The following is a 25297-nucleotide window of genomic DNA, read 5'->3' as shown; positions in this document are numbered from 1 at the left end:
AGTGCAGGGCGGGGCAGCCGGTCAGTTGACGCTTTCGTAATACTCCATAATCTTTTTACGCAGCAGATATTCGTACTTGGCCTGCGTTCGGTTCGACATGGCTTTCGTCATGCCTGTTCTGGATTGATTATACTCATAGACCGTAGCGCGTCCGTTGGCAAACTTCTCATTCATATAACCGAACGATTTGCGCGCCGAGACGTAAGCCGCCTCCGAAGCCTTGTACTTCTCTCCGGCGGCGACTGCATTGTAGTAAGCCTGCTGAATATCTTTATACAAGGCCTTCTTCGTATTCTCCAACTGTAATTCCTGTCTGCGTTTGTCGAGCTTGGCGCTGCGCACTCCGTTACGCGTAGCCCAACGGTTGAAGATGGGCACACTCAGGTTGAAGCCCAAATACTGATTCCGGTTCTTCTTCAACTGTTCGGAGAACGAAAGATTATCCATACCATCGGCGAAATAGTAGTTATTGCTATATCCGGCCCTGAACGAGAGGGTCGGATAATAAGCGCTCCGAGCCATCCCGATATTCTTCTCGCTGCTTTTCAGGCGCAATTCTTCAGCACGTACCGACGCCCGTGTCGTCAATGCCGTATGGTAGATATCCTCCGGCTTGCGCGCCAGAAGAAATTCCACCTCTCCCGCCGGCTCTTCAACGGCAAATCCTTCGGGGCCGGGCAGTTCGAGCAGTTGAGTCAACCCCAGCAGAGCGATTTGCAAATCGGATTCTGCCTGTACGACCGATAACTCATCATTGGCCACCTGCGCTTCGACTTCATAAATCTGCGCTTCCGAGGCACGTCCTGCCGCGTGCATGCTCCTGATGCGCTCAAGCTGTTCACGGCTGAGCGCAAGCTGCTCGTTTGATACGCCTAACAGTTCTTTCTGGTAGAGCACCTGCAAATAAGCCGAAGTGACGGTAATCTCCATATTCTCCTTCACTTTCTCCAACTCTGCGGCTATCGCCTGCAAATTCAGCCGGGCCACCGCCTCCTCATTCGTAATCCGAAAGCCCGTGAAAACTGGAACGCTGGTAGAGAGAGACCAGTTGGTTGAACGGGAGTTTTGGTCTTTATAGGTATTATCATAGCCCGAAGGAGAGCGTCCGAAGTTCCATCCCTGCGAAGCGCTCGCCGAGAGGTCCGGCAGACGCTTGCTCCTGACCGTGCTCAGCGTCACCTCCTGCTGCTGCACATTCATTTGCTGCATCCGCACCTCAAGGTTATGCTCTTTGGCATAGTCGATACATTCCTGCAACGACCATTTCTTCACATTCGCATGCTCCTGCGCCGGAAGCATACCGGCAAACAATAAGAGCGACAGTCCTATCATCTTCGTTCGTTTCATCATTTCGTATCTTCCGTTTTGTCCGTTCCACATACCTGATATTTCCCTGCGATCAGTTTTCTTTATTGACAGCCGCACCGCGTATCTTGTCCGAAGATGTCAGCCCCTCTTTTACCTCAATCTTGATGCCGTCGCTCAGTCCGGTTTTGATCAAATGCCTTTCAAAAACCTGCGTCGGTTTCTCCTGCTTCACCAGCTGCACAAAGGCCGAGTCGCCACGAAACTCGACCGTGCTTTCCGGAATCGTGAGGACGTTCTCGGCACGTTTCAGCACAATCTCCGCATTTGCGCTGTAGCCGGCACGCACAAAGGCGGTGTCGGGCAAAGACACGGCTGCCTTGATCTCAAACTGAATCGCCCCGTTCTTCTCCTCGCCCTTAGGCGAAACATATTCCAATACGGCCTGAAACGTCTGACTTTCCAGCGCACCGATCGTCAGTTTAATCGGCATGCCTTCGTTGATCTTCCCGATCTCCGTCTCATCTACATTGCCTCTGAAGATCATATCGTTCATATCGGCGACAGAGGCTATCGTCGTACCTTCGTTGAAGTTATTGCTTTGGATCACTGAATTGCCGACCTTCACCGGCACATGGAGAATCATTCCCGTGATAGTACTGCGAATCTGCGTCGTACTGCTTACTTTCGAGTTCTTCGCAATCCCGTCGCGCACAATTTCGAGCGCGTTCTGCGCATTGGCATATTCTTCCTTCGCTTTCATGTAGTTGGCCTTCGATACGTCATACTCTTCAGCCGTCATAATCCCCTGCTTGAACAGCTGCTCGTCACGTTTAAACGTGCTCTCGATCTGCTTCAGGCTGATATCGGCTACATTGACACGCGACTCGGCGCTGTTCAACTGCACCATCTCTGGTATCACCTTGACACGGGCAATGATCTCGCCGGCCGTCACTTTTTGCCCGGCTTCCTTCATCAGCTCGGAGATGATACCCGATATCTGCGGCTTAATCAATACCTCGTAACGAGGTTCCACATGGCCCGTTGCGACGGTCTTGGTCTCCACTGTTCCCGTCGCGGGCGTGACAATCTCATATACCGTCACTACCGGTTGCGCCTTCTTCCACAGGAAAATAAACGTGCTCAATACCAGCAGCCCCACAAACGAAAGCAGGACGATCCTCATAATCTTCTTTACCAATCTGTTTTTCATCTTTCTGTCTTTATACTTTATTTATTCGTCTCTAATCGCATCGATCGCTTTGATCTGCATCGCCCGCCAGGCAGGAATGAGCCCCGCCAACATACCGCACACGAGCAGTACGATCGTCGCAACGACAGCCGTGCCGATATGTACGCCCGGATGAAGTATCGCCGGGCTATCGCCGGGCTGAGCCGAGAGGATACGGTCTACCAGATCGAGCAGAAATACGCCGAAGCTCAACCCCAGCAATCCGGCAAGAGCCGTCAACACAAGGCTCTCGCTCATCACCTGCGAAACGATGTTCCACGGCTTTGCCCCGATGGCGCGACGCACGCCGATCTCACGTGTACGTTCTTTCACCGTCACCATCATGATGTTACTGATACCGATCACACCGGCCAGCAGGGTTCCCAGACCGACCAGCCAGACCAGTGCGTCGATCCCTCCGAACAACATGTCGAACATCCGGAACTGCGCGGCCAGATTGATGACGAGCACGGCCTGTTTGTCGTCCGGCGCGATACCGTTCTGGCGTTTCAGAATCCCGGTGATGTCGTCAATGACTTTCTGAATCGGTTGCTTGGGGTAAGCGCTCACGCAGAGGAAGTGCATGATGTCTCCCTGATTCAATGCCTGCTGCATGGTGGTATAAGGCAAGAAGACCGTCTCTTCCGAACGTCCTCCGATATTAATGTTCGCAGAGCGTCCCTTCACCACACCCACGACCTGATAATACAGTCCGTTGACACGTACATATTTCCCGCAAGGGTCTTCGTTCTTAAACAGTACCTCATTGATCCGCGTGCCGATCAGACACACCTTGCGCTTCTCGCGGGAGTCGATCTCGTTCAACAGACGGCCGAAATGTAACTGCTGCCTCTCGATCTTAAAATAAGACGGATGAATCCCTTTCACATTATATGTCCCCGTAAGTTGGCCATACACCACGTTCTTCTCCTGACGGGATCCCCAAAGCACGGGCGATATGGCTTCGAGGCCTTCCACCTCACGCTGTATCGTTTCCAAGTCACGGTTACGCATATTCCATTCCCGTCCTTTGTTGAAGCCGCGATACGGCTTGCCCGTACGTTCGGCAATGAAAAACACCGAGTTGGTCGCAAAGCCTTTGGTTCCCTCATACATGGCATTCTTCAGTCCTGTTCCGGAACCTAACAAGATGACAAGCATCAGAATGCCCCAGAACACCCCGAAGCAGGTCAGCAAACTGCGGGTCTTGTTGCGGGTAATGGTTACCCATATCTCCACCCATCGATCCGTATCAAACATCATCCACCTTTTCATCATTCCACCCTCATGGCTTCGACCGCAGGGATCTTGACCGCTTTACGTGCCGGGAAATAACCGGCGATCACCCCTGCGATAATCAGTAAAACCGTCGCCGAGACAGCGACACCTAAGTTCACGGTCGGATGGCGGAAAAGCGTAAGATTTTCACCCGGACCGCCACCCGCAGGCGCGCTGTTGGCACCCGTCATCGTCATGATATAATCGATACCCTCCGTCAGTCCGATGCCCGTCACCATCCCGACATAGCCGAAAGCGGCCGTGATCAGGATGGATTCGATGATGATGAGCCGGAGGATCGACGACGGCTTGGCGCCAATCGCTTTCCGGATGCCAAATTCGCGCGTACGCTCACGCACCGTCACCAGCATGATGTTACTCACCCCGACAATCCCCGCCATCAGCGTACCAATGCCTACAATCCAAATGAAGACGAGAATCCCGTTCATCATCATGGTGAACATCCGGATGTTCTCCCCCATATTCCATATCCCCAAAGCCCCTTTGTCCGTCGGGTCGAACTGATGACGGCGTGCCATCTTCCTGAGAAAACGCTCTTCAAACGCTTCATTCTCGGCCTGTGTCGTAACCCCTTTCACCGTAAAGAGCAGTGAATTTAACCCTTCGCCTCCGTTATATAACTGTTGAGCCGTGGTGAACGGGAGATAGGCCGGCAGGTTATTGCTCATATCCTTATCGTGATATATACCGATCACCTGAAACATCATCTGCCCGATGCGGACATATTGCCCCAACGGATCAGCCTCATGAAAAAGCACTTCGGCCATGCGCGGGCTAAGCACAATCACTTTGCGACGCTCACGCATATCGATATCGTTGACAAAACGTCCTTTTCCGGGATCGATCCGGATAAAATCGATCTTCGCAAGATCCGGCGCCACTCCCCTCACTTCGCCGTTCAGGTACTCTTTGCCGTAGACCAGCGTGTCACTGTGCGAGACGGTTCCCGTATAAAGGTCGACCTCCGGGAAGTCGGTTCTCAAATGAGCAAGATCATCGTTTTTCAATTGCAGTCTCCGGTTTTCACGGTTACCCTTCCACGGTTTGGTAGTATAGCGTGGCCAGACTTCGATACGGTTAGCCGAGAAATCGCGAAAGTTATACATTACGCCATTGCGGAGTCCGTTGCCGGCTCCCAACAAAATGACCAGCATAAAAATTCCCCACGCGACCGAAAAGCCGGTCAGGAAGGTGCGGAGCTTGTTCTTCCGCATCGTGCTCCAGATCTCTCGCAGGTTATCAAAATCTAACATGGTCTTTGTTCTATGAGTCCGTCCTTCACATGCACAATCCGGTCGGTTACTTCGGAAACGGAGCGCTCATGCGTCACGATGATCATTGTCATTCCGGTTCGGTTGACTTCGCGCAACAGCTCCATGACTTCTACCGTCGTCTTGCTGTCGAGCGCTCCCGTCGGTTCGTCGGCCAGAATCACTTGCGGTTGCGCAATCAGAGCGCGGGCAATGGCTACCCGCTGCTTCTGCCCGCCCGACATCTCATTGGGCATGTGTTCCGCCCAGTCTTTCAGCCCGACACGGTCTAAATATTCAAGCGCCAAAGCGTTTCTCTTCTTTCGCGAGACGCCCTGATAGTACAGCGGCAGTGCCACATTCTCCATGGCATTCTTGAACGAGATCAGATTAAACGACTGAAACACGAAGCCGATCATCCGGTTGCGCAGTTCGGCCGCGCGGCTCTCGCTGAGGTTACGGATCAGCTGGTTATCGAGGTAATACTCACCTGTATCGTATGTATCCAGTATGCCAAGGATATTCAACAATGTACTTTTCCCCGAACCCGATGCTCCCATGATGGAGACCATCTCGCCCCGTTCGATATCCAAATCGATCCCCTTGAGCACATGCAACGGGGCACCGTTATAATAGGTCTTATGAATCCCTTTCAGTCGAATCATCATCGTTTTTCAGTCTATTTCGATTCTATTTCTTTTCTGTTAGACGCAACTCTTTTCTTTTTGTTACAAGAGAGCGTTCGTTTTCTTCTGTTCTAAACCTCATACATGCAGCACAAGGCCCATTCTTCAAGCTGTTTTTCAATATTTATCCCTTCGCTTTCCATACTGTTATGGGCTGCACCTACTCGCAGGAACACCTCGGTTCTACGACGTTGTTTCCTTTTAGTCAGACCGGTTCAATCAATGGATGTTGATTGGGTATCACCCTTTTGATCTGCCGGAAAAACGGGAGCAATATACAAATGTTTTTTTCATGCAAAGGTAAGATGGCATAAAATTTTATCTCGCTGATTTATTTTTCCGGTTATCGGAAACAAAAAACAGAAGCGAGAAAGAGTCTGCACCGTCTCTCATCGTTCAAATTTCACGATCAGCGAACTCAGCGGAGCAACATACAACGGATGTCCTACGGTGACGGAGCGACCCGACAAGACGTCTTTTCCTTCCGGCTTGTAGTTGCGTAATACTTCATCATAGCGCTCCCAATTAATCGTGCATGGTTGGCTTGCAGCATTCACACAGACAAACACCGCCCCGTTATCGTCATACCGGAAATAAGCGTACATATTATCCTCGACGGCGAAATGCATCGTTCGTCCATGATGAATAACGCTCTCCGTTTTGCGCCAGTTAAAAAGCCTGCTGTAATGATCGAACACATCCTGCTGAATAGTCGAACGTTGCGAAGCATCGAAAAGATTAAGCGTATCGCCCGGCCATCCGCCGGGAAAATCGACCCGCAGGCCACCGTGCCCCTGCGTAAGATCTTTTGAGGCAAACATCAGTTCATCACCGCTGAAAATCTGCGGAACACCGCGTAAGGTGGCCAGTAACGTAGCCACAAGCTTTGCCTTTTCAGGATTCTTCCCGACCTCATCGGCCACACGCTCGGTGTCATGATTTGCCGCCATAATCAACAGACGACGCGGATCATCGAACAAAAAATCGTGCGAGAGCGAACGATAAATCAGCTTCATCCCGCTGTCCGAACTTGTATCGTCGTCTGTCAGCGCTTTGCATACCACGCTTTGAAGCGGAAAATCCATTACCGAAGGGAGGTGAGAACAGAAACCGTCCTTATTCTTCGTGCCGGCTTCCCAGTAGGCAAGTTGAGCCGGCGAAGTCGTCCAGCACTCCCCGACAATATTCACAGCCGGATATTCGGCACGAACAGCCTTACACCATTCGGCCATCGACTCCTTCTCGTTGTAGAAATACGTATCGACGCGCAAGCCGTCCAAATCGGCATATTCCATCCACCAGACTGCCCATTGCTTGAAATACTGCAACAGGTCGGGATGATTCAGATTCATATCCGGCATGCTTGTATCGAACCAGCCGCTCTCGTGCACCATTCGGTCACGCGTCGATGCATTCGGATCCATATTCACGGAAAACAGATGGTTAGATGATGTATAGCGATCAAACTGATGCACCCAGTCTTGATAGGGTAAGTCACGCATCCACCAATGTGCCGCCCCGCAGTGGTTCGTCACCACGTCCATAATCACCTTCAGCCCCCGCCGGTGACACGCGGTGACAAACGTCCGGTAAAGCGCATTATCGCCAAAACGCGGATCGATATGGTAGTAATCGGCACAGGCGTAACCGTGATACGACGACTTCGGCTCGTTATCGAATAGCAGCGGAGTAGACCAGACAGCCGTAGCGCCGACCGAGGCGATGTAATCAAGCCGATCGATCATACCCTGCAAATCTCCTCCGTGACGTCCGAAATAATCGTTCCGGTCAGGCTTCTCGGCCGTGTCGTATGTAGCATCGTTTTTCGGATCACCGTTTGCAAAACGGTCGGGCATAAGCAGATAAATCATATCGGCCGACGAGAAACCCTCTCGCCCGGCCGATTTCTCCCGCCTGCCCTCTAATTTATATGTATAGGTAAGCTTCTTCTTCCCTTTACGAAACAACAAGGTATACTGGCCCGCCCGTGCATCGGGAGCAATATCCATATCGACAAACAGATAATTCGGACTTTCTGCGTTACGCACCTTGCGCACGGACATCCCTTGCTGATCGACCTCGACCGAACAGTCACGCAAATTCTCTCCGTAAAACATCAGGGTAAGCGGCGTATGCATCCCCACCCACCAGCTCAGCGGCTCAACCCGCACAATCTTCTGCGCTCCGGCACTGAATGAAAGAAAAATGGAAACGAATAAAAAGAGTAATGTTTTCATTGTGTATTTTTTAAACAAAAGAAAGTCACAATCCGTCTTTTTCGACTTCCTATGAGATAAAATATAAACCAAAGAAACAATAAGCAACTGTTGAAAAAAAAATTAGCTCCTCTTAATGAAAGAAAAATATAAAGTAAAATGAATTTTTTTTTCTTCATTTGTCTTTTAATTTTGAAAATACATATCTTTGTAGCGTATTGGTTCGCCTGTCCATTCGGAGATGGCGATTAATAGGGAATCAGGTGCAAATCCTGAGCAGTCCCGCTGCTGTAAGCTCACATAAAAAGGCTTTGGACAATACTTTTTCCACTGTTCCTCAAGGAACGGGAAGGAGTCCGACAGCCGAGCAAGCCAGAAGACCTGCCATACATTTATCGGTTTCATCCACCGGGGTTTGGAGGGAAATCAAGAGACATAGATAATAAGCGACAAGCTGTTTTTAGCGTTTATTGCATCATGTAAATATTTCGTTTACAATCCTATACGGAAGAGGTGCTTATCTTCCAGACGAAAGGGATGCATGTAAATCCGCTTATATCACATGTAAGGCTTATATTGAATAAGTAGTCATGCATTAAAAAAGAAGTAATATAGCAAGGCAGCACAAGCGCCGTGTTTTACGTTGTTTTTTTATAGTTTAACCGACTTGTTACTTTGCTATAGGAATATAATGAATTATTGAATACTTGCTTATCTAAATTAAAGCGTATGAAAAGATTTTTGTATTTATGTTGTGCAATCGCACTGTTTATCGGACAAACGACGGCTCAGCAACGCTTAGTGCAGGGACAGGTTCACCCCATCCCTCTGCCGGACAAAGAGGGTGGTCAACGGCCATCATTAAGGGCTGACCAGAGTTTTACCTTCGACGATATTAAGTATTGGGTGGGAGAAGGCCAAAACCGTGCGGCTTTGGTCATTGAATGGCATGACGGCAACGATCCGGATGCCATCGTATGGGGCTACAAATGGAATGGGAATGCTTGTGGATTGGATATGATTTCCGCGATTGCTCAGGCTGACCCGAGACTTATTTTCCTGCGACAACATACCGGTCCGATGGGTTCTACCATCAATGGGTTGGGGTATAATTGTCCTGTGGGTTCCATCTCTTACGATCTGGAAGGAGCAAAGGCGGACTCTCGCGTCAGTTTTAAATTTCAACCTCCGTACAAGATGCCCTCACAAACAGGACATCCCGCCACGCCGGAGGAAGATGTGCGCAAAGCCCTCGCAGACGGCTATCAAACAGGTGTCATAGACCATCCGTTTAACGCTCATCTTTACGGTTATCCGGCATACGACTACGATTATTGGAAATGTTCGTCAGGCACGCATTGGGATGCCGGATGGTACGAAGGGTATTGGAGTTATTGGGTACGAGATTCACAAACCGACGATTTTACCTACTCGGGTTTGGGAGCTTCCAGCCGAAAGTTAGTCAATGGCAGTTGGGATGGGTGGAGTTATCTGAGAGATATGACTATTTGGACAGGCGCCGAATTAGGCGATTCTTTTACGGCTGCCGTTGATCCCAATGCTAAGCCGGTTACCGGAGTGACACTCAATCAATCAGTACTTACCATGCATATACCCAACGCATACCGATTGACTCATACGATTACTCCGGCCGATGCCGACATTCAAACAGTAACATGGGAATCGTCCGAACAAACGGTAGCAACCGTCAACAATCAGGGACTTGTGACGGCTGTAGCGCCAGGTAAAGCCAAGATCACGGTAGAAACAGAAGACGGAGGGTTTACGGCCATCTGTGAAGTGACTGTAACGGATCCGTTCGCCGTAACGGGAGTGGCATTAGATAAGACCGATCTGACATTGCCTCAAGGGAAAACACAGAAGCTGACGGCTACGATCACACCGCCCGAAGCCAAAAACAAAAACGTAACATGGCGCTCGTCCAATAAAACGATAGCGAAGGTCAATGATCAGGGACTTGTGACGGCTGTAGCGCCAGGTAAAGCCAAGATTACGGTAAAAACGGACGACGGAGGGTTTACGGCCATCTGTGAAGTGACTGTAACGGATCCGTTCGCCGTAACGGGAGTGGCATTAGATAAGACCGATCTGACATTGCCTCAAGGGAAAACACAGAAGCTGACGGCTACGATCACACCGCCCGAAGCCAAAAACAAAAACGTAACATGGCGCTCGTCCAATAAAACGATAGCGAAGGTCGATGATCAGGGACTTGTCACTGCCATAGCACCGGGCACAGCTAAGATCAGGGTAGAAACAGACGAAGGAGGGTTTGCGGCTTCTTGCAACATCACCGTACTCGAACAGGGAAAGCAGCCGCAATCAACATCTGTTAACGACACGACCGTAACTCTCACATTCGAGAAGAAAGTGTCAGCCCTCTTTTATAAGATAGATGTGTATCTATTCAAAGCCGACAAAGAAGTATTATTCGGATCCTTCCGCCTCAATGCGGACGGAGCATTGATAGAGTCACGTCGTGGAAGCATTGCCAATGACTTATCGTTTACCGTAAGAGGACTGAAGCCCTCGTCAAAATATGTGATAAAAATGTATGCATTCAATGCGTCAGATAAACTTATCGCAGTGTACGCGCCATTAGAATTGACGACCCCGACAAGCAATATACCGGAGATATCCGAAGGAGAAGTGTCAGTTTACGAAAATACATTACGGCTCATCGGCATGGTACATCATACTTGCTCGATCTACTCCATAAGCGGGGTTTTGACTCATCAATTCGAAATCGAAAATCCGATCGAATATCGCGTACTCCATCTTCCCGCAGGCGTATATCTGTTGCATGTCGTCGGGAAGGAACGCACTCTTACTCGCAAATTCATCATACACTAATCTAAAACACATTTACAGATGAAAAAAAAATATTCTATTATTTTATTGTTTTCCTGTCTGTTTTCCATACAATCCCAGACAAAAGCACAACAGATATTGAATCCTGTTGAACAAAAAAAAATCAGTCTTCCTGCTTTTGAAGACAATGAAATATCCTTACGAAATGATCAGAATGAACCGGTGGATTATACCCAAGGCGTATTTATCCTCAACGAAGACTGGTTCGGACATAATAACAGCACGATGAATTTCATGAAAGCAGGGAGTCACGACTTCATCTATCGCGTCTATCAACGGGAGAATCCGGGAAAAACGTTCGGATGCACATCCCAATACGGCGCAATCTTCGGAGACAATCTGTTTATCATGTCAAAACAAGCGAAAGATCCGGGTGATACACGTACTGGCGGACGTCTGATTGTTGCCGACGCCAAGACGTTGAAATCAAAGCTTGTACTCGAGGAAATCGGCGGAGGGGACGGACGTGCATTTCTGGGTGTTAATGATTCGGTAGGCTACGTGGGTACTTCGGGCGGTATTTACGTCTTCGATATTAAGAATCTTCAATTAAAGCATATCATTGAAGGAAGCAACAACACCGGAGGACTTTATAACGGACAGATCGGATTGATGGTGCGCACCAAAACGTATGTATTTGCTATCCGTCAGGCAAAAGGAATCTTCGTTATCGACCCCAAGACACATCAAATCATCAAAACCATACCCGGAAATTACAGCACACTTACTCAAAGTAAAGATGGTATGGTCTGGGTCGGAGCAGGCAAGAAGTTGCTACGCATCGACCCGGAAACATTGGACGAAGAAATCGTGAGCCTGCCAAACGATTTGGCCATACCCGACTCATGGTATGCCTGGACTGCCGGCGTGCTTTGTGCCAGTATACAGAAAAACGCGTTATATTTTACCACCGGAGCAGGCTTCTTTTCCGGCGGTAAAATATGGCGTTACGAAATTGGCAATCCGGCCTCTCTCGACAAACCATTGTATGAGATTCCTGAAAAAGGACGTAAATTATATACGGGAGCAGGATTTCGTGTCGGGCCGGACGAAAAATTATACTTGTCTGTGTTTGAGGAATTTGGATCGGTCAACTATTGGCAATACATCGTCGACGCGCAAACAGGCACCGAACTCGGGAAATACAAACAGGAGCGAACATACTGGTTCCCGGCCATGCATATTTTCCCCGATGTGGCTTCGCCGGTCGTAAGCGAGTTTACACCGGTCAAGAAAGAGATCAACAGTGATCCGCTTGTCCTCTCACTCAAAGGCATGGCAACCGATGCCGATAATTTAGACGAGGCCATTTATAAATCGGTAAAATCCGTATCCGACCCATCGTTAGTTACGGCCTCCATTTTCGGCGATAAGCTGACGCTTACCTTTGCCCCGAACAAAACAGGTGATGCCATCGTCACGGTCAATTTCGACTCGAACGGAAAGATTGTCACAAAAGACCTGCACATTACGGTAGAAAGCAGTGCCTTCTATCTTAACAGGCATAGCGCAACACTCGCCCCGAATGCGACGTTGCAATTGACGGCATCCGGATCCGATCCCGTTGTGTGGGAGAGTAGAGACAATGCCGTTGCAACGGTAGAAAACGGACTTGTTACCGCAAAAGGAAAAGGAAAGACCATGATTGTAGCGACAGCAGGTAGTTTGAAAGACTCGTGCGCGATCACGGTAGAAATTGCAGCCTCTTTAACGTCATTGTCATTCGACGAAACAGAAAAAACGATCCAGCGCGACAGCAGTTATCAACTTGAAGTCAAATACGAACCGTCGGATGCCTCTGTGGCCGAACTCATTTGGGAATCGGATAACGGAGCTGTGGCCCATGTCAATAAAATCGGCAAAGTAACGGCCCTTAAAGACGGCAAAGCTGTGATCAAGGTCTTTACCCCGGACAAAGCTCTTTCAGCCTCATGCGATATCACTGTACGCGCTGACTTAAAAGGGATCTCGTTGCAAGAAAAGCTGGTGTTGAATTCTAATCCGGAAGGATTCAGAACAAGCCAACAGCTAAAGCCAGTACTGATTCCTGCACGTCCCACCAACCCGAAAGTGACATGGAAAAGTTCCGATCAAACAATCGCGACGGTCAACGCTCAAGGTACAGTAAAAGCCGTAAAAGCAGGGGAAGCCACGATAACAGTCACTACGGTAGAAGGTAATTTCTCGGCCGAGTGTATGGTTACATGCAGACCTCTATATGACTGGATCAAACCGGAGACACCAATGATTGCCTTATCTCCCGGAGGGACGACGCAGATCAAGCTCAAAGTCAGTCCGGACACGATCAAGACTCCATTCGTGTATACCTCCGATAATCCCGAAGTTGTTACGGTAGACGCAAGTGGTAAACTCACAGCAGGAAACAAGCATGGAAAAGCGACCATCACGATACAGCCGGATGACGGCTCTACAGTGAAGACGGAATGTAAGGTCAGCGTAGGAATCCCGGTAGAACGTATCGTACTTAATCGCGATACTGTTCGTCAAGTAGCCGAAACGACTTATCAATTAAAATATAACATTTATCCGGACGATGCAACCTTTAAAGACATCGTTTGGAAATCTACCAAGATGAGTCCTGTTCGCGTTTCGTCTGATGGAGTAGTCTCTTTCGTCAGAAAAGGAAAATCAAATGTCATTGCGACACCCGAATACGGAGGTATAGCCGACACCTGCGTGATTATCGTCATTGATAAAGCCGCTGTTCCTGTCACATCGATTACCCTAAATCAAACAAAACTCACATTAGAGGCAAAATCCGGTGTTACCTACGAAGGGCTGAAAGCGACACTGGAACCCGCGGATCCTACTTATCCGGAAATCGTCTGGCATTCGTCCGACGAGTCGGTAGCCCATGTAGACAAACATACCGGTGCTATTACTCCGCTCAAAACGGGAACGACCGAAATATCCGCATCAGTAGCAGATGGATTAAGTCAGACATGCCTCGTAACCGTTATTAAAAAGGTTGAAAAAGTTTCGCTAAACATGAATAATGCGGAAATTGAGGAAGGGAAGACGTTACAGTTGAAGGCAGTCATTCAACCTGAGGATGCGATCGATCAAACTCTTCAATGGACATCGTCCGACAATACGGTTGCTCTCGTCAATCAGCAAGGATTAGTCAGGGCCCTGAAGAAAGGGAAAGCCAAGATATATGTCACCTCTGTGGCGACCGGCATCAAAGACTCTTGCCTCATTACCGTCAAATACATTGATGTATCGGAAGTACACTTGAGTCATCAGAAAGCGGAAATGAAGATCAGGGAAACATTTACCCTTACGGCAACGATCAGCCCTGCCAATGCGACACAGAAAGGCGTCGTATGGAGCAGTTCGAACGAATATGTCGCCTCTGTCACTTCTGAGGGAGTAGTGCATGCCTTGAACGCAGGAGAGACGGTTATCACAGTTTCTACGATATCAGGTGATAAAAAGGCTACATGTGAGCTCACTGTGAAAGAATGGGTAACGGTTGTCCCCAAACTTGAAGTTTCAGGAACCGACATTAAGATTGTTTTTGAACAAATTGACGAAGCCACGTCGTACGAGTTGTCTTTGTATAAATATGTAGGGAACGAAGGAATACTCGTTCGGACGTATGTCACAGATGCAGAAGGAAAGATTACTTCAGAGCTAAAGAGCGGTTCTTACAACAGTAGCCCGAAGATGCTCCACTTCTCTTTCACCGATCTGGATCCGAAAACGGCCTACGCTGTCAAATTGGTTGCAATAAAAGAAAGTGGTAAAAAGAAAGAAGAGCTTTATACGTTTACAACGGAACCGATATCGACAACGGTAGGCAATATGACGATGGATGACGCAAACCGTCGTGCGTATTATCATCAGGGGAAATTATACCTCAAGCAGATGAACGGCTACCGTTGCAGCATTGTGTGCATGGAAGGACGTATCGCTGACGTCTGGGAGGAAAAACACGATGATGCGACACGCATCATCCGGTTGCCTGCGGGCATCTACACCTTCACGGCCATAAAAGGCCATGACCGGTTCATTCATAAATTTGTCGTTAAATAATCAATACGGTAGCGGGGCTGTGTCGGGAATACATCGATCCGGCAGCCCTGCTGCTTTATTTTCATTATGAGGACTTCTTTGTGTCGAAAAATACAATACGGTTTTCTGGGAGGTTTCTGCGTCTGTGCCCACACAGTGGGACAAAGCCGCTTAGACTCGGTGCAGCAACTCAAGGAGATCATTGTTACCGCGCCTGCCTTTAAAGAAGTTATTCCTTCTCAGATACTCTCTGGCAAAGAGTTGGAAAATCTCAACGGACATTCCGTTGCAGACGCTTTACGTTACTTCTCCGGCATACAGTTAAAAGATTACGGAGGCGTTGGCGGTCTGAAGACGGTTAACATACGCAGTATGGGAACCAATCACTTGGGAGTCTTTTACGACGGGATTGAACTAAGTAATGCCCAAAACGGACAAGTTGATCTGGGGATGTATTCATTGGAAAATATGGACGAAATCTCGTTATATAACGGACAGAAAAGTGAGATTTTTCAATCGGCCAAAGATTTCGGAGCAGCCGGGACATTGTATTTACGGTCGCGTCGTCCGCGATTTGACAATGGAAAAAATACACACCTTCGCGCAACGGCAAAAGCGGGTTCTTTCGATGTAATAAATCCTTCGCTCCTCTTTGAACACCGGATATCCGGAAACATATCCGCATCTTTCAGTGCCGAATGGCTGAATGGAAGCGGAAAGTACAAATTCAGATACCGACGCGTCAATCCGGCCGGAGACATCGCTTACGATACGACTGCCGTGCGAGAAAACGGAGATATCAATGCGACTCGCATGGAAACAGGCTTGTACGGTACAATCAATAATGGTACATGGAATGTGAAGCTGTACAGTTATAATTCGGAACGAGGCATTCCCGGAGCAATTGTAAACAATGTGTGGCGACGAGGTGAGCGCGTATGGGACACCAACTCGTTTCTGCAAGGCTCTTTCGTAAATGAGTTTTCATCCCGATTCAAAATGCGCATCAATACCAAATATGCTTTCTACCGTACACATTACGTGAATAATGACGACAAACTGATTCATGTCGACAACCTTTACAAACAGCGGGAGTTGTATTTCTCCTCCGCATATCTGTACAGTCTGAGTAAACATTGGGAAACATCCTTTGCCTACGACATGCAATGGAATAAGATGCATGCAGAGATGTATGGCTTCGTCTATCCCGAACGCTTCACCCATCTTCTCTCTGTAGCTACAGCGTTACATGTTCGAAAAATAAAAGTTCAGGCCAGTCTGCTGGGTACCTGGGTGAAAGATCATGTACGCACAGGTCCAATACCTCCTTCGCGCCGGATACTGACCCCTGCCATTTTCATGGCATACCAACCGTTAGAAAAATACGGACTGAACATACGCGCGTTCTACAAACGAATCTTCAGAATGCCCACCTTCAACGACCTGTATTACGCCGATATGGGCAATTCGAAACTGAACCCCGAATATGTCACACAATATAACATTGGCCTGATGTATGGCAAGGAATGGAAAAATGCCTTCATCCGGAATTTCCGTATTCAGACAGACGGATACTACAATCAGGTGAAAGATAAAATTATAGCTTATCCAAAAGGCCAGCAGTTCCGTTGGACCATGCTGAATTTGGGGAATGTAGAAATAAAAGGTATCGACATGCAGGCAGAAACGACTGTCAGCCCTTCACGCCAATGGGATATCACCGCCAAAATACAATATACCTGGCAAAAAGCACAAGACTTCACCGACCCTTCGGATACGTATTACGGACATCAGATTCCATATATCCCTCGGCATAGCGGTTCGGCGATCTTACAAGCTACCTATAACGGATGGAACCTGAACTACAGTTTTATCTATGTAGGAGAACGCTATAATCAGCAAGAAAACATCCGCTACAATTATACTCAACCGTGGTATACAAGCGACGTATCCATTGCAAAATCGTTCAAAACGAAGTTTGGAAAATGGAAAGCCGCTTTGGAAGTGAATAATTTATTGAGCCAAGATTATGATGTGATTCTGAATTATCCGATGCCCAAACGTAATTACAGAATATCCCTGACAGTTGAATTATGAAACGATGCTCTTCATACCTTACCTTTCTGTTCGTTGCAGCACTGACATTGATCGCATCATGCCGCAAGATCGAGATTGTGGTACCCTCGGAATATGAGTTGATCTCGGACGGAATCCGACCGAATGCCAGACCGGCCGGGATGTATCTCGTCAATGAAGGAAATATGGGAAGCAACAAATGTACACTCGACTATCTCGATTTCCGAAATGGCTATTATATCCGCAATCTGTACTCCGAACGCAATCCCACTGTTGTCAAAGAATTGGGAGATGTGGGGAACGATGTCCAGATTTACGGAAGCAAACTCTATATTGTGGTGAACTGCTCACACAAGGTCGAAGTGCTTGATGCGGTGAGTGGTATGCGAATTACACAAATCAATATCCCCAACTGCCGATACATCCGTTTCTACCGCGGGCATGCATATGTATCGTCCTATGTAGGGCCTGTACAGATTGACCCAAAAGCTCCTTTGGGAGCAGTCTACCGCATCGACACGACCTCGCTGAAAGTAAATGCTAAGGTGACGGTTGGATATCAACCCGATGAGTTAGAAATACTTGGCGAATATCTTTACGTGGCCAATTCTGGCGGTTATCGTGCGCCGAATTACGACTATACCGTATCAGTAATCGAGATCGAACGCTTCAAGCAAGTTCGGAAAATTCCCGTTGGCATCAACCTGCACCGCATCCGGAAAGATCACTACGGAAAATTGTGGGTAACATCACGCGGAGATTACGACCGACAACATTCCAATCTTTATGTCCTCGAAAAACGCATCGGATACAATGAAATGATCGTCACCGACACGTTAGATATCCCATGTTCCAACTTGTGCATACAGGGAGATTCTCTGTTCTATTATGCAGCCGAATGGAACATGCACACACAGCAAAATCAAATTTCGTATGGTATCATTCATGTAAAAACAAAGCGAATCATCAGCCGGAATTTTATCACCGACGGGACGGAAAAAGATATCCGCATCCCCTACGGTATCACGATCCATCCCGTAACAGGAGATATTTATGTGACTGATGCCAAAAATTATGTCTCCAGCGGCATGCTCTATTGTTACAATAAACACGGACAACGCAAATGGGGAGTGCGCACAGGAGATATACCCGCACACATGGTCTTCTTAAACAAACTGTAACACAAGAAAATGAAGACAATAGGTTTACTCATCGATCAAATACGTCCGGTATACTTTGTGTCGGCGGTTATACTTATCAACCTTCTGACGGGCTGCCAGAGCGACATCCCTCCCATGGTTAGCCTCGGAATAGATGACATCTACTACATTCCGCGCATGAAAGCACGCATATTCCGTCCGGCCTTTACAGGAGAAACCTACCGCTGGAGCATGCGCAGGGCAGACGGCACGGATACCATACTCTCGGTCGGAAAAGAATACACCTTTCTCGCAAAAGATACCGGAAGTTATCATTTGTCTTTTGAAATCATCGATCGTCATACGCCCTACAAGCATGAGTTTACTTGCATAGTCATACACGAGCAGGTCGAATACAGCCCGTATATCTCGAAGGTCTATGAATATCGGCCGGCTCCCGGACAGTTTGTCAACACGATGCCCGAATATCGGGAAGGTGATACGGAAGAAGACATGCGCAAGAAAGCCGAAGAAAATCTTTCGGGCACGAACGATGTCATGGTCACACTCGGGGCCTACGGCGGATATATTGTCTTCGGATTCGACCATACGATCATGAACGTTAAAGGAAAGAAAGACCTGATGATACTAGCCAATGCATTTTACTCCGACCTGCCTTCTTATAAAGAGCGGAAGGGGGGCAGTTGCGAACCGGGTATTGTCGAAGTTGCATTCGATGTAAACCAGAACGGTATCCCTGACGACCCATGGTACGAGCTGGCTGGCAGCGAATACGGGAAACCTGAAACACTCAAACAGTATGAGATCGTATATCATCGGCCGGCAGCCCACAAGCAACCGCAACCCGATATGAGCCAGCAGCTCTCAGATGTGACTTATATTCTCTGGAAAGACAACCACGGACAGTCCGGCTACGTATCGAAAAACATCTATCATACCCAAAACTATTATCCGGGATGGATTTCGGAAGAGACCCTTCGGTTTCGCGGGACAAGACTAAAAAGCAACGCAACAGATGAGAGCGGTATCGGTACCTATTATGTATTGTATTCTTATCCGTGGGGATATGTAGATAATCATCCCAATGAGTATAAAAATCTGAACGCTTTCGATATTGACTGGGCAGTAAACGACAAGGGAGACCCTGTATACCTTTCTGGCATCGACTTTGTTAAGGTGTATACCGCCGTCAATCAATATTGCGGATGGATCGGTGAGACCTCTACCGAAATAATCCGCGCTCAAGATCTGCATATCCCAACCGTCTCCCTTCCGGCTTCGTTGGATGTCGAGAAACAGGAACAATATCGGAGAGCGATCGCACGACGTAATCATTTTTCCATTCAAAAATAACAATTATGACCCAACAAATGCTTACTATGTTATGTTTCGTTTCCGTATCGATATTTGGCGTAGCGCAGCCTTACGGAAACACGAGTTGGAGAGCGGCCGGCATACCTGTCCACACGCTCTCTTTGCCTGAAGCGCCATCAATGCGCAGTTATGAAAAGAGAAGCACGGAAGAAAATACGTATACGCAAGGCGTGTTTATTGTCAACGAAGACTGGTACGGTCATCAGAATAGCACCGTCAACTTCCTTACTGATAAAGGAGAATGGATCTACCGGGTGTTCCAAAAAGAGAACAAAGGTCATGAACTCGGATGTACAACACAGTTCGGAACCATTTATGGAGGCAAGTTTTACCTCGTATCCAAGCAACAACAAGATCCAGGTGCCAAAGTGAAAGGTAGCCGCTTTGCCGTATGCGACGCAAAAACCATGAAGGTGATCAAGGAGTTCGAATTTATCGCTACACAAACCGTCAAAACGAAAGACGGACGCGATTCACTCGTTTCAATCGCCGATGGCCGTTCATATCTGCCCGTCGACGAGTACAAGGGATACATCGGTACAAGTAACGGAATATGGATATACGACAGTCAATCCATGACTATCGGCAAGCAGATCGCAGGATCAGGCAACCCGCACTCTTCAGGATACGGACAGCTCTACTATGCTCAGATCGGAACGATGGTACGTGCCAATGATCTTGTATTTGCTGTCCATCAGCAGAACGGGCTTCTGGTGATTGATACGAAAACGGATCAAATTATACGAGTGATACGGGCTCCGATAGAGAAAGAAACGGTCAAAGGAAAAGAAAAAGACGTGCAGCGAGGCTTCGGCTCCATCGTACGTTCGAAAGATGGCAATCTGTGGATCAGCATGACGCAGAACACGCTCGGACTCGGAGGCGCACTCACCTATATGCTGAGACTCAATCCGTATACATTCAAAGTTGATACGATACCGATACCGTTAAAAGAGAAGAAGATCGGTGTCATCCCCAACTCGTGGTACGCCTGGACAGCCGATGGCTTCTGTGCCAGTACACGCGAGAATAAACTCTATTGGAAAGGACAGGACGAACGTGGAAGCTGGTTTACAGGTTACGACATTTTTTGTTACGATATAGACAAACAATCGTTTTCCAAAATTTTCGACATTCAGGCTTACCCCGGCCAATGGAGACTATACGGTACCGGTTTCCGCATCCATCCTGTGACGGACGATATCTATGCCTTTTTTTATCACGAATTTCAAGATCCGACACATATGCTCGTACGTATCAACAGTAAAGGAGAGATGCAAGCCGAACATCCGATGATTACGAACTACTGGTTTCCCGCCATCCCGGTATTTCCGGACAACCATCCACCGAGATGGAGTGCCGGAATGCCTTCAAGCGTCGAACTGACCGATCAACATCCCCAATATAAACTCTATTTAGGCGACAAAGCTACGGATGAGGATAACATGGAGGCTGCCATCGTCAAATCGATTGTCGATATCACTGTAGGGAAGGGTTTCGGGGCGACTGTTCGTAATGATTCGTTAGTTCTCACGCTACGCAGCGGCGCAGGTCGTACACAAGGAAACGTTACACTTCAGTTTAACTCGAACGGTCAATGCATCACGCGCAACATACATGTAAACATCAGTTCAACAGGCAATCAACGTATCGGAGCACCAGTCGAAACATTTTACAATAAACAGACAGGATGTATACATATACACAACGGAAGCGAGATTTTACGTATGCAAGTATATGACATGCAAGGGCGGATGATGTTATCCCTAAAGCCAAACGATTCCGATCAAGTCAATGTACAATTGCTACCTGCTGGCGTATATATTATTGTAATAACTGATAAATCAGGACAAACATCCGGCACCCGATTTGTCAAGTAACTCACTTTTCGTACGAGGAAAGTTGCAAACAAAAGTTTAAGGCGGAGATAGATGACTGCTGAGCGGAAAATGCTTAAATCATTGATCAATGCTTAAACCGTAAACTGATCAATACTTCCGATGGACGTAACTTATCTGTTTGCGTAACCGTGTTTATCGTGTTATAACCACTGATGACATGCAGTTTCCGGTTGAAGATATTGCTCCAGTCAAGGCTGAGGGTAAGATGTTGAAAATCATATTGGATACCCAAGTCGGCAAATAATAGGTTCGATGCCGATATATCGGGAGCTTTGGTGTAGAAATGCTGCAGGTTACATGTGAGGAAAAGTTGATCGGTTACTCCGAAATAAGTATACAACCGATTGTTGATCAGAGGAATGTATGAGTCTATAGGCCTATGATTCATGCTTATTCCCGAAAAGAAAGCATTCATCGTATAATCGAAATTTAGATTGCCTTTAGCTTTCCACTTCAACGATGGTTCCACACCGAATGAGTGTTGAGTATAATTGATGCTCGATCCTTGCTGTTCCACCACGGATTTGCTTTGATTATATGACAAATTTATACTTGCTGTGAGCGAGATTTCCATAAACAATTTAGACGCTGACAGGGTATTGAGCCAGAAGGAAGACAATCGGTCCTTTTGCTCCCACCACGAGAAAGTGTAGATGTCACGAACAAAGCTTGCTGGTATAAGATTGTCTTTATAGAGGGAATAAATAGTTAAGTAGCTCGTCTGAAGAAAGTGTGAAATGTTTTTATAAAAAACGCCAAAGTTTATGCTTTGCGAAGCATTGAACTGTAACGCCTCTATTCCTTTTGAAAACAAATTATATCGTTCGAGCACATAGCCTGTTCCCATTTCGTTGAGATCGCCGTAATGGGTGGTGTATGAATATCCGGCATCGAATTTGAAATCTCCGCTGGGGGCGAATATTAAGCGAAGGCGAGGATGGATATAGGTATATGTTGCTTTCTTTCCCGAGTAATTTGTTCGCAGGTGATTGGCGGAGGCCGACGATGAAATCGTCTAACTTCGGTAATTCATTCGGTACGAAGGTTCTACATAAAGCCGAGACGTGTGCCACGTAAGATCGTTAACGAAAGTATCTGTTACCAGCGGCCATGGTGATAAATCTGATTCGATTTTTTGCCAAGTCCATGCGATACCACATTTCAATCCGAAGGATTGGTGGTGTTTTTTGTAGTTCAACGTAATATGCGTGTTGCTGAAACCGTCATTAAAACTGCAAGATTGACCGACATGGCCGGCTCGAAATAACGGAAGACTGTCGGATGAGGAGAGCATCAACTTCTGTGGAAGGTGTGTGTATTCGGACTCATTCTCGATTCCGGCCGATACGTTGCCAAGAAGTCGGAGTATCGAGGTGTTATTTTTCAGGTGCACACGCGGAAGATGTATTTTCTGGCGTAGTGTATATGGACTGGAAAAGATGTCGGCGTTAGCCTCTTTCCAATGCACGTCAGTGCTTAGTTTCTCTTCTAAAAAATATCTGGTTTGGTTGGCCGTGAACATCCATTCGCATTCCAGTTTATGCCAGTTTATTGTTTGTGCCGTATGATCATTTATGATAGTAGGTGGACGATCTTCGAACCGATATTCGATAGCCATGATCCGACTGCGTTTCTCACGCTCAAAACCGTAATGCATATTCAATCGCAGGTCTACATCTTTGGCGATGCTCTACAGCTGGTTGGCGGATACGATACTACTTTCGTTGAAACGGGCACGGTCGCGCGTAAAAAACGAAGAGGAAACACTCAGGGGAGAAAAGCGATCGGGGATACCGTCTGGTGCTCCGGGTCGAAAAACCTGTCCGGCTTTCAGTGTGTGCATTTTAAGTTCCATCGCAATATCTTTCCCTGTATTATTGATTTTTCCAATCATTAAAGTTTGGTTCTTCCGGGCAAATCGGGCAAGCGTTCCGGTTGCATTATATAGAAAAGGAAATCCCCCAACACCAAAATCAAACGTTTTAAGCCATTTGGCTCTTGCACTTTCTTTCAGCTTGATGTTCAATGCGGCTTGTTCCGTCTGGCTACGGTCGCGAAGCATTTTTATCGGTTCGTGATTTTCATAAACTTGCACAGCGGCAATATCACTGGGTGACAAATTTTGGGTGGCAAGCGAATAGCGTTCTCCGAGCAAATTCATGTCTTCGATATAAAACCGGTTGATAGGTTTTCCGTCATATTGTACGCGTCCGTCACTTTGCACATGGATTCCAGGCATACGTGCCAGTACATCGGCCAGATTTCGGTCTTGCGGGCGATGAAAGTTCGACATATAGTAACTGATCGTATCTCCTTGCCGGCGGATGGGAGAGGAAATGACTTTTACCTCACGTAGCGATAGAGACGATTCTTTGAGCAGAATCTCCGTCTGTTGGGTCTGTGCCGGTATTTTTTGCCGGTACGGTTCGTATCCCAGACGCGAAGTCGTTAGAAGGAATTCTTGTTGAGGGCCTTGTGGACATTCGAGTATAAAGCTCCCATCCGGTTGCGAATACGAATAGGCCAGAATTCTTTTTCCATCTTCAGTCATGAGCATGATATATACATCGGGAATTGGTTGTCCCGACGTCGCACATTTTAGGATACCTCTTATTTTCTGCTGTGCAGAAAGAGAGAAGATGGTAAAGAGAAAAAAAACAAGAAACCGTATTTCATAAAAAAGGATGTTTATTCCTGCTTTTCTAAGGGGATATAGGGGGTGCCACCTTTTTCACGATACCGTTCATTTTCTCGCTCCTGCTCGGGACTAAGAAGAATTCCTCCTTTTCCTTCCAAGAGAAACAGGTTGGTGAAAGTCATAAAATCACGATAACGAAGTGCTTCCATCTTCTGATAATCTTTTTTAGTCGTTTTTTTGTAAAGCCTTCCATATTGTGTTTTATTTTCTATCGAAACAGGCGTTTCATACTTCAAGGTTTCGAATCCTTGTAGTTCGAACTGAAAAAGTTGCTCCGAATCAATTGCATAAACAATTAACCCAGGCAATCCCCATAGCTTCCATGGACCTTTATTCAGCGGTATCTCCGGTGCAAAATAAACAGTCCATTTTCTTCCCAGATATATGGCTTGCGCTTCTTTACAGGCATAACCTGCAATTGTTTTCTCTCCTGTCCCAAACGTCCATGCCGGAAGGAATCTCTTTTCATCATAATAATAGTAATCAACCAAATGTTCTATTACATGAAATTGACCAGGTTCATCCATATTATAAATCGTGGTCTTTGTGCCTTTCTTAAACCGGCGATTATCCTCAACCACATCGTAAGCAGATAGCCCTTTCTTCAATCCTGCGATTTTATTTGAATCCCTGACTTGCGTATAACGGCTGTAATACTTAGATGAATTATTGCCAATATCCAAATATATCAGATCGGTCTCTACAAAATCCTTTTGCAGCGGATCTGTTTTATAAGAGAATATATAGCTTGCCCGAAATAGGAACTGGTCTGTCGTTTTCTGTGGGAAAACAGGCTGAAAAAATAGCCATAGTATAAGTATGTGTATGGATTTCATTGATTTTGTTGTTGTGTTTTTTTAAAGATGTCTTGTCTGCCAATCAAGTCAAGTTATTTTGATATAATCTTAATACACATAGAAGTATTTACCTTCTTGACTTTTCACATTCTTCTTCTGCAACATCAAGGTGGTCAGCAGCTCTTTCTGAATTTTTAAAACTTTCATGACAGATCGTACCTCGGCATGTTGTAATGACGCAATATGCATCTATTTTCTTCTTTGCAGCACCACTATCTATAGGTAAGAAACCGGCTGCTATTACACAAAGCAATAAAATAAAATATTGCTGTCCGGTAAAACTTTTAGGACTGTAAAAAATTAGGGCTGACACT

At 47.0% G+C, this 25297-nt stretch carries 17 protein-coding genes and 1 riboswitch; of the genes, 6 read left to right on the top strand and 11 right to left on the bottom strand.

From position 1 onward, the window contains the following. Nucleotides 1–21 precede the first annotated feature (21 nt). The 6 genes from ACTTKA_RS08775 to ACTTKA_RS08750 form a co-directional block, all read right to left on the bottom strand. A complete protein-coding gene (locus tag ACTTKA_RS08775) occupies nt 22–1350 on the bottom strand; it encodes a TolC family protein (RefSeq protein ID WP_442724741.1) in 1329 nt (442 codons plus the stop codon). A 49-nt stretch (nt 1351–1399) separates the two neighbouring features. After that, on the bottom strand, nt 1400–2518 hold the full coding sequence (locus ACTTKA_RS08770) for an efflux RND transporter periplasmic adaptor subunit (RefSeq protein WP_046824720.1): 1119 nt from the start codon (nt 2516–2518) through the stop codon (nt 1400–1402). A 21-nt stretch (nt 2519–2539) separates the two neighbouring features. Next, a complete protein-coding gene (locus tag ACTTKA_RS08765; RefSeq protein ID WP_442724751.1) occupies nt 2540–3796 on the bottom strand; it encodes an ABC transporter permease in 1257 nt (418 codons plus the stop codon). A 14-nt stretch (nt 3797–3810) separates the two neighbouring features. Next, nucleotides 3811–5088, bottom strand: coding sequence for an ABC transporter permease (locus tag ACTTKA_RS08760; RefSeq protein ID WP_442724740.1), 1278 nt, complete (start codon nt 5086–5088; stop codon nt 3811–3813). After that, nucleotides 5082–5750, bottom strand: coding sequence for an ABC transporter ATP-binding protein (locus ACTTKA_RS08755; protein WP_014223920.1), 669 nt, complete (start codon nt 5748–5750; stop codon nt 5082–5084). Before ACTTKA_RS08755 ends, ACTTKA_RS08760 begins: the two co-directional genes overlap by 7 nt. Before the next feature lie 410 nt (nt 5751–6160). Continuing rightward, entirely contained in the window at nt 6161–8008 is a 1848-nt protein-coding gene (locus tag ACTTKA_RS08750; RefSeq protein WP_442724739.1) for a glycoside hydrolase family 13 protein, read from the bottom strand. 181 nt (nt 8009–8189) lie between these two features. Further along, nucleotides 8190–8390: riboswitch (cobalamin riboswitch) on the top strand. Nucleotides 8391–8716: 326 nt separating this feature from the next. On the opposite strand from ACTTKA_RS08750, the gene ACTTKA_RS08745 reads away from it, so the two are divergent. The 6 genes from ACTTKA_RS08745 to ACTTKA_RS08720 all read left to right on the top strand — a co-directional run bounded on the left by ACTTKA_RS08745 (nt 8717) and on the right by ACTTKA_RS08720 (nt 21407). Then, nucleotides 8717–10861, top strand: a complete 2145-nt coding sequence (locus ACTTKA_RS08745) for an Ig-like domain-containing protein (protein ID WP_442724738.1) — start codon at nt 8717–8719, stop codon at nt 10859–10861. A gap of 18 nt (nt 10862–10879) precedes the next feature. Further along, the gene (locus ACTTKA_RS08740; RefSeq protein ID WP_442724737.1) at nt 10880–14938 is read left to right on the top strand and encodes a DUF5074 domain-containing protein; all 4059 of its coding nucleotides are present in this window, start codon (nt 10880–10882) and stop codon (nt 14936–14938) included. A 66-nt stretch (nt 14939–15004) separates the two neighbouring features. Further along, nucleotides 15005–17014 (top strand): TonB-dependent receptor, encoded by a 2010-nt coding sequence (locus ACTTKA_RS08735; RefSeq protein ID WP_442724736.1) that lies wholly within the window; start codon nt 15005–15007, stop codon nt 17012–17014. Continuing rightward, a complete protein-coding gene (locus ACTTKA_RS08730; RefSeq protein ID WP_442724735.1) occupies nt 17011–18174 on the top strand; it encodes a YncE family protein in 1164 nt (387 codons plus the stop codon). The genes ACTTKA_RS08735 and ACTTKA_RS08730 overlap by 4 nt, the downstream gene beginning before the upstream one ends. A 9-nt stretch (nt 18175–18183) precedes the next feature. Further along, nucleotides 18184–19506, top strand: a complete 1323-nt coding sequence (locus ACTTKA_RS08725) for a cell surface protein (protein ID WP_442724734.1) — start codon at nt 18184–18186, stop codon at nt 19504–19506. Between the two features lie 5 nt (nt 19507–19511). Further along, on the top strand, nt 19512–21407 hold the full coding sequence (locus ACTTKA_RS08720; protein WP_442714626.1) for a DUF5074 domain-containing protein: 1896 nt from the start codon (nt 19512–19514) through the stop codon (nt 21405–21407). An 85-nt stretch (nt 21408–21492) separates the two neighbouring features. Here the strand turns inward: ACTTKA_RS08720 and ACTTKA_RS08715 are convergent, their stop codons facing one another. From ACTTKA_RS08715 to ACTTKA_RS08695, 5 genes are all read right to left on the bottom strand, one after another. Continuing rightward, nucleotides 21493–21945: a hypothetical protein gene (locus ACTTKA_RS08715; protein WP_442724733.1), complete on the bottom strand. Its 453-nt coding sequence runs from the start codon at nt 21943–21945 to the stop codon at nt 21493–21495. A gap of 498 nt (nt 21946–22443) precedes the next feature. After that, nucleotides 22444–23046, bottom strand: coding sequence for a hypothetical protein (locus ACTTKA_RS08710; RefSeq protein ID WP_442724732.1), 603 nt, complete (start codon nt 23044–23046; stop codon nt 22444–22446). A gap of 72 nt (nt 23047–23118) precedes the next feature. Then, nucleotides 23119–23979 (bottom strand): Plug domain-containing protein, encoded by an 861-nt coding sequence (locus ACTTKA_RS08705; RefSeq protein ID WP_442724731.1) that lies wholly within the window; start codon nt 23977–23979, stop codon nt 23119–23121. Between the two features lie 137 nt (nt 23980–24116). Next, nucleotides 24117–24962, bottom strand: a complete 846-nt coding sequence (locus ACTTKA_RS08700) for a GLPGLI family protein (protein ID WP_442724730.1) — start codon at nt 24960–24962, stop codon at nt 24117–24119. 88 nt (nt 24963–25050) lie between these two features. Next, nucleotides 25051–25297 (bottom strand): hypothetical protein (locus tag ACTTKA_RS08695; protein WP_442724729.1); only part of this gene is annotated, 247 nt, incomplete at its 5' end.

Origin of the sequence: Tannerella sp., assembly GCF_052170195.1 — a bacterium.
Lineage (GTDB): Bacteria > Bacteroidota > Bacteroidia > Bacteroidales > Tannerellaceae > Tannerella.
The sequence above is the reverse complement of the archived record's forward strand: the minus strand, read 5'-3'. Positions and strand labels throughout refer to the sequence as shown.

Coding starts and splice junctions, on each gene's coding strand:
- ACTTKA_RS08775 (WP_442724741.1), bottom strand. CDS start 1,350: ATGATGAAACGAACGAAGATGATAGGACTGTCGCTCTTATTGTTTGCC.
- ACTTKA_RS08770 (WP_046824720.1), bottom strand. CDS start 2,518: ATGAAAAACAGATTGGTAAAGAAGATTATGAGGATCGTCCTGCTTTCG.
- ACTTKA_RS08765 (WP_442724751.1), bottom strand. CDS start 3,796: ATGTTTGATACGGATCGATGGGTGGAGATATGGGTAACCATTACCCGC.
- ACTTKA_RS08760 (WP_442724740.1), bottom strand. CDS start 5,088: ATGTTAGATTTTGATAACCTGCGAGAGATCTGGAGCACGATGCGGAAG.
- ACTTKA_RS08755 (WP_014223920.1), bottom strand. CDS start 5,750: ATGATTCGACTGAAAGGGATTCATAAGACCTATTATAACGGTGCCCCG.
- ACTTKA_RS08750 (WP_442724739.1), bottom strand. CDS start 8,008: ATGAAAACATTACTCTTTTTATTCGTTTCCATTTTTCTTTCATTCAGT.
- ACTTKA_RS08745 (WP_442724738.1), top strand. CDS start 8,717: ATGAAAAGATTTTTGTATTTATGTTGTGCAATCGCACTGTTTATCGGA.
- ACTTKA_RS08740 (WP_442724737.1), top strand. CDS start 10,880: ATGAAAAAAAAATATTCTATTATTTTATTGTTTTCCTGTCTGTTTTCC.
- ACTTKA_RS08735 (WP_442724736.1), top strand. CDS start 15,005: ATGAGGACTTCTTTGTGTCGAAAAATACAATACGGTTTTCTGGGAGGT.
- ACTTKA_RS08730 (WP_442724735.1), top strand. CDS start 17,011: ATGAAACGATGCTCTTCATACCTTACCTTTCTGTTCGTTGCAGCACTG.
- ACTTKA_RS08725 (WP_442724734.1), top strand. CDS start 18,184: ATGAAGACAATAGGTTTACTCATCGATCAAATACGTCCGGTATACTTT.
- ACTTKA_RS08720 (WP_442714626.1), top strand. CDS start 19,512: ATGACCCAACAAATGCTTACTATGTTATGTTTCGTTTCCGTATCGATA.
- ACTTKA_RS08710 (WP_442724732.1), bottom strand. CDS start 23,046: ATGGCTATCGAATATCGGTTCGAAGATCGTCCACCTACTATCATAAAT.
- ACTTKA_RS08705 (WP_442724731.1), bottom strand. CDS start 23,979: ATGACTGAAGATGGAAAAAGAATTCTGGCCTATTCGTATTCGCAACCG.
- ACTTKA_RS08700 (WP_442724730.1), bottom strand. CDS start 24,962: ATGAAATCCATACACATACTTATACTATGGCTATTTTTTCAGCCTGTT.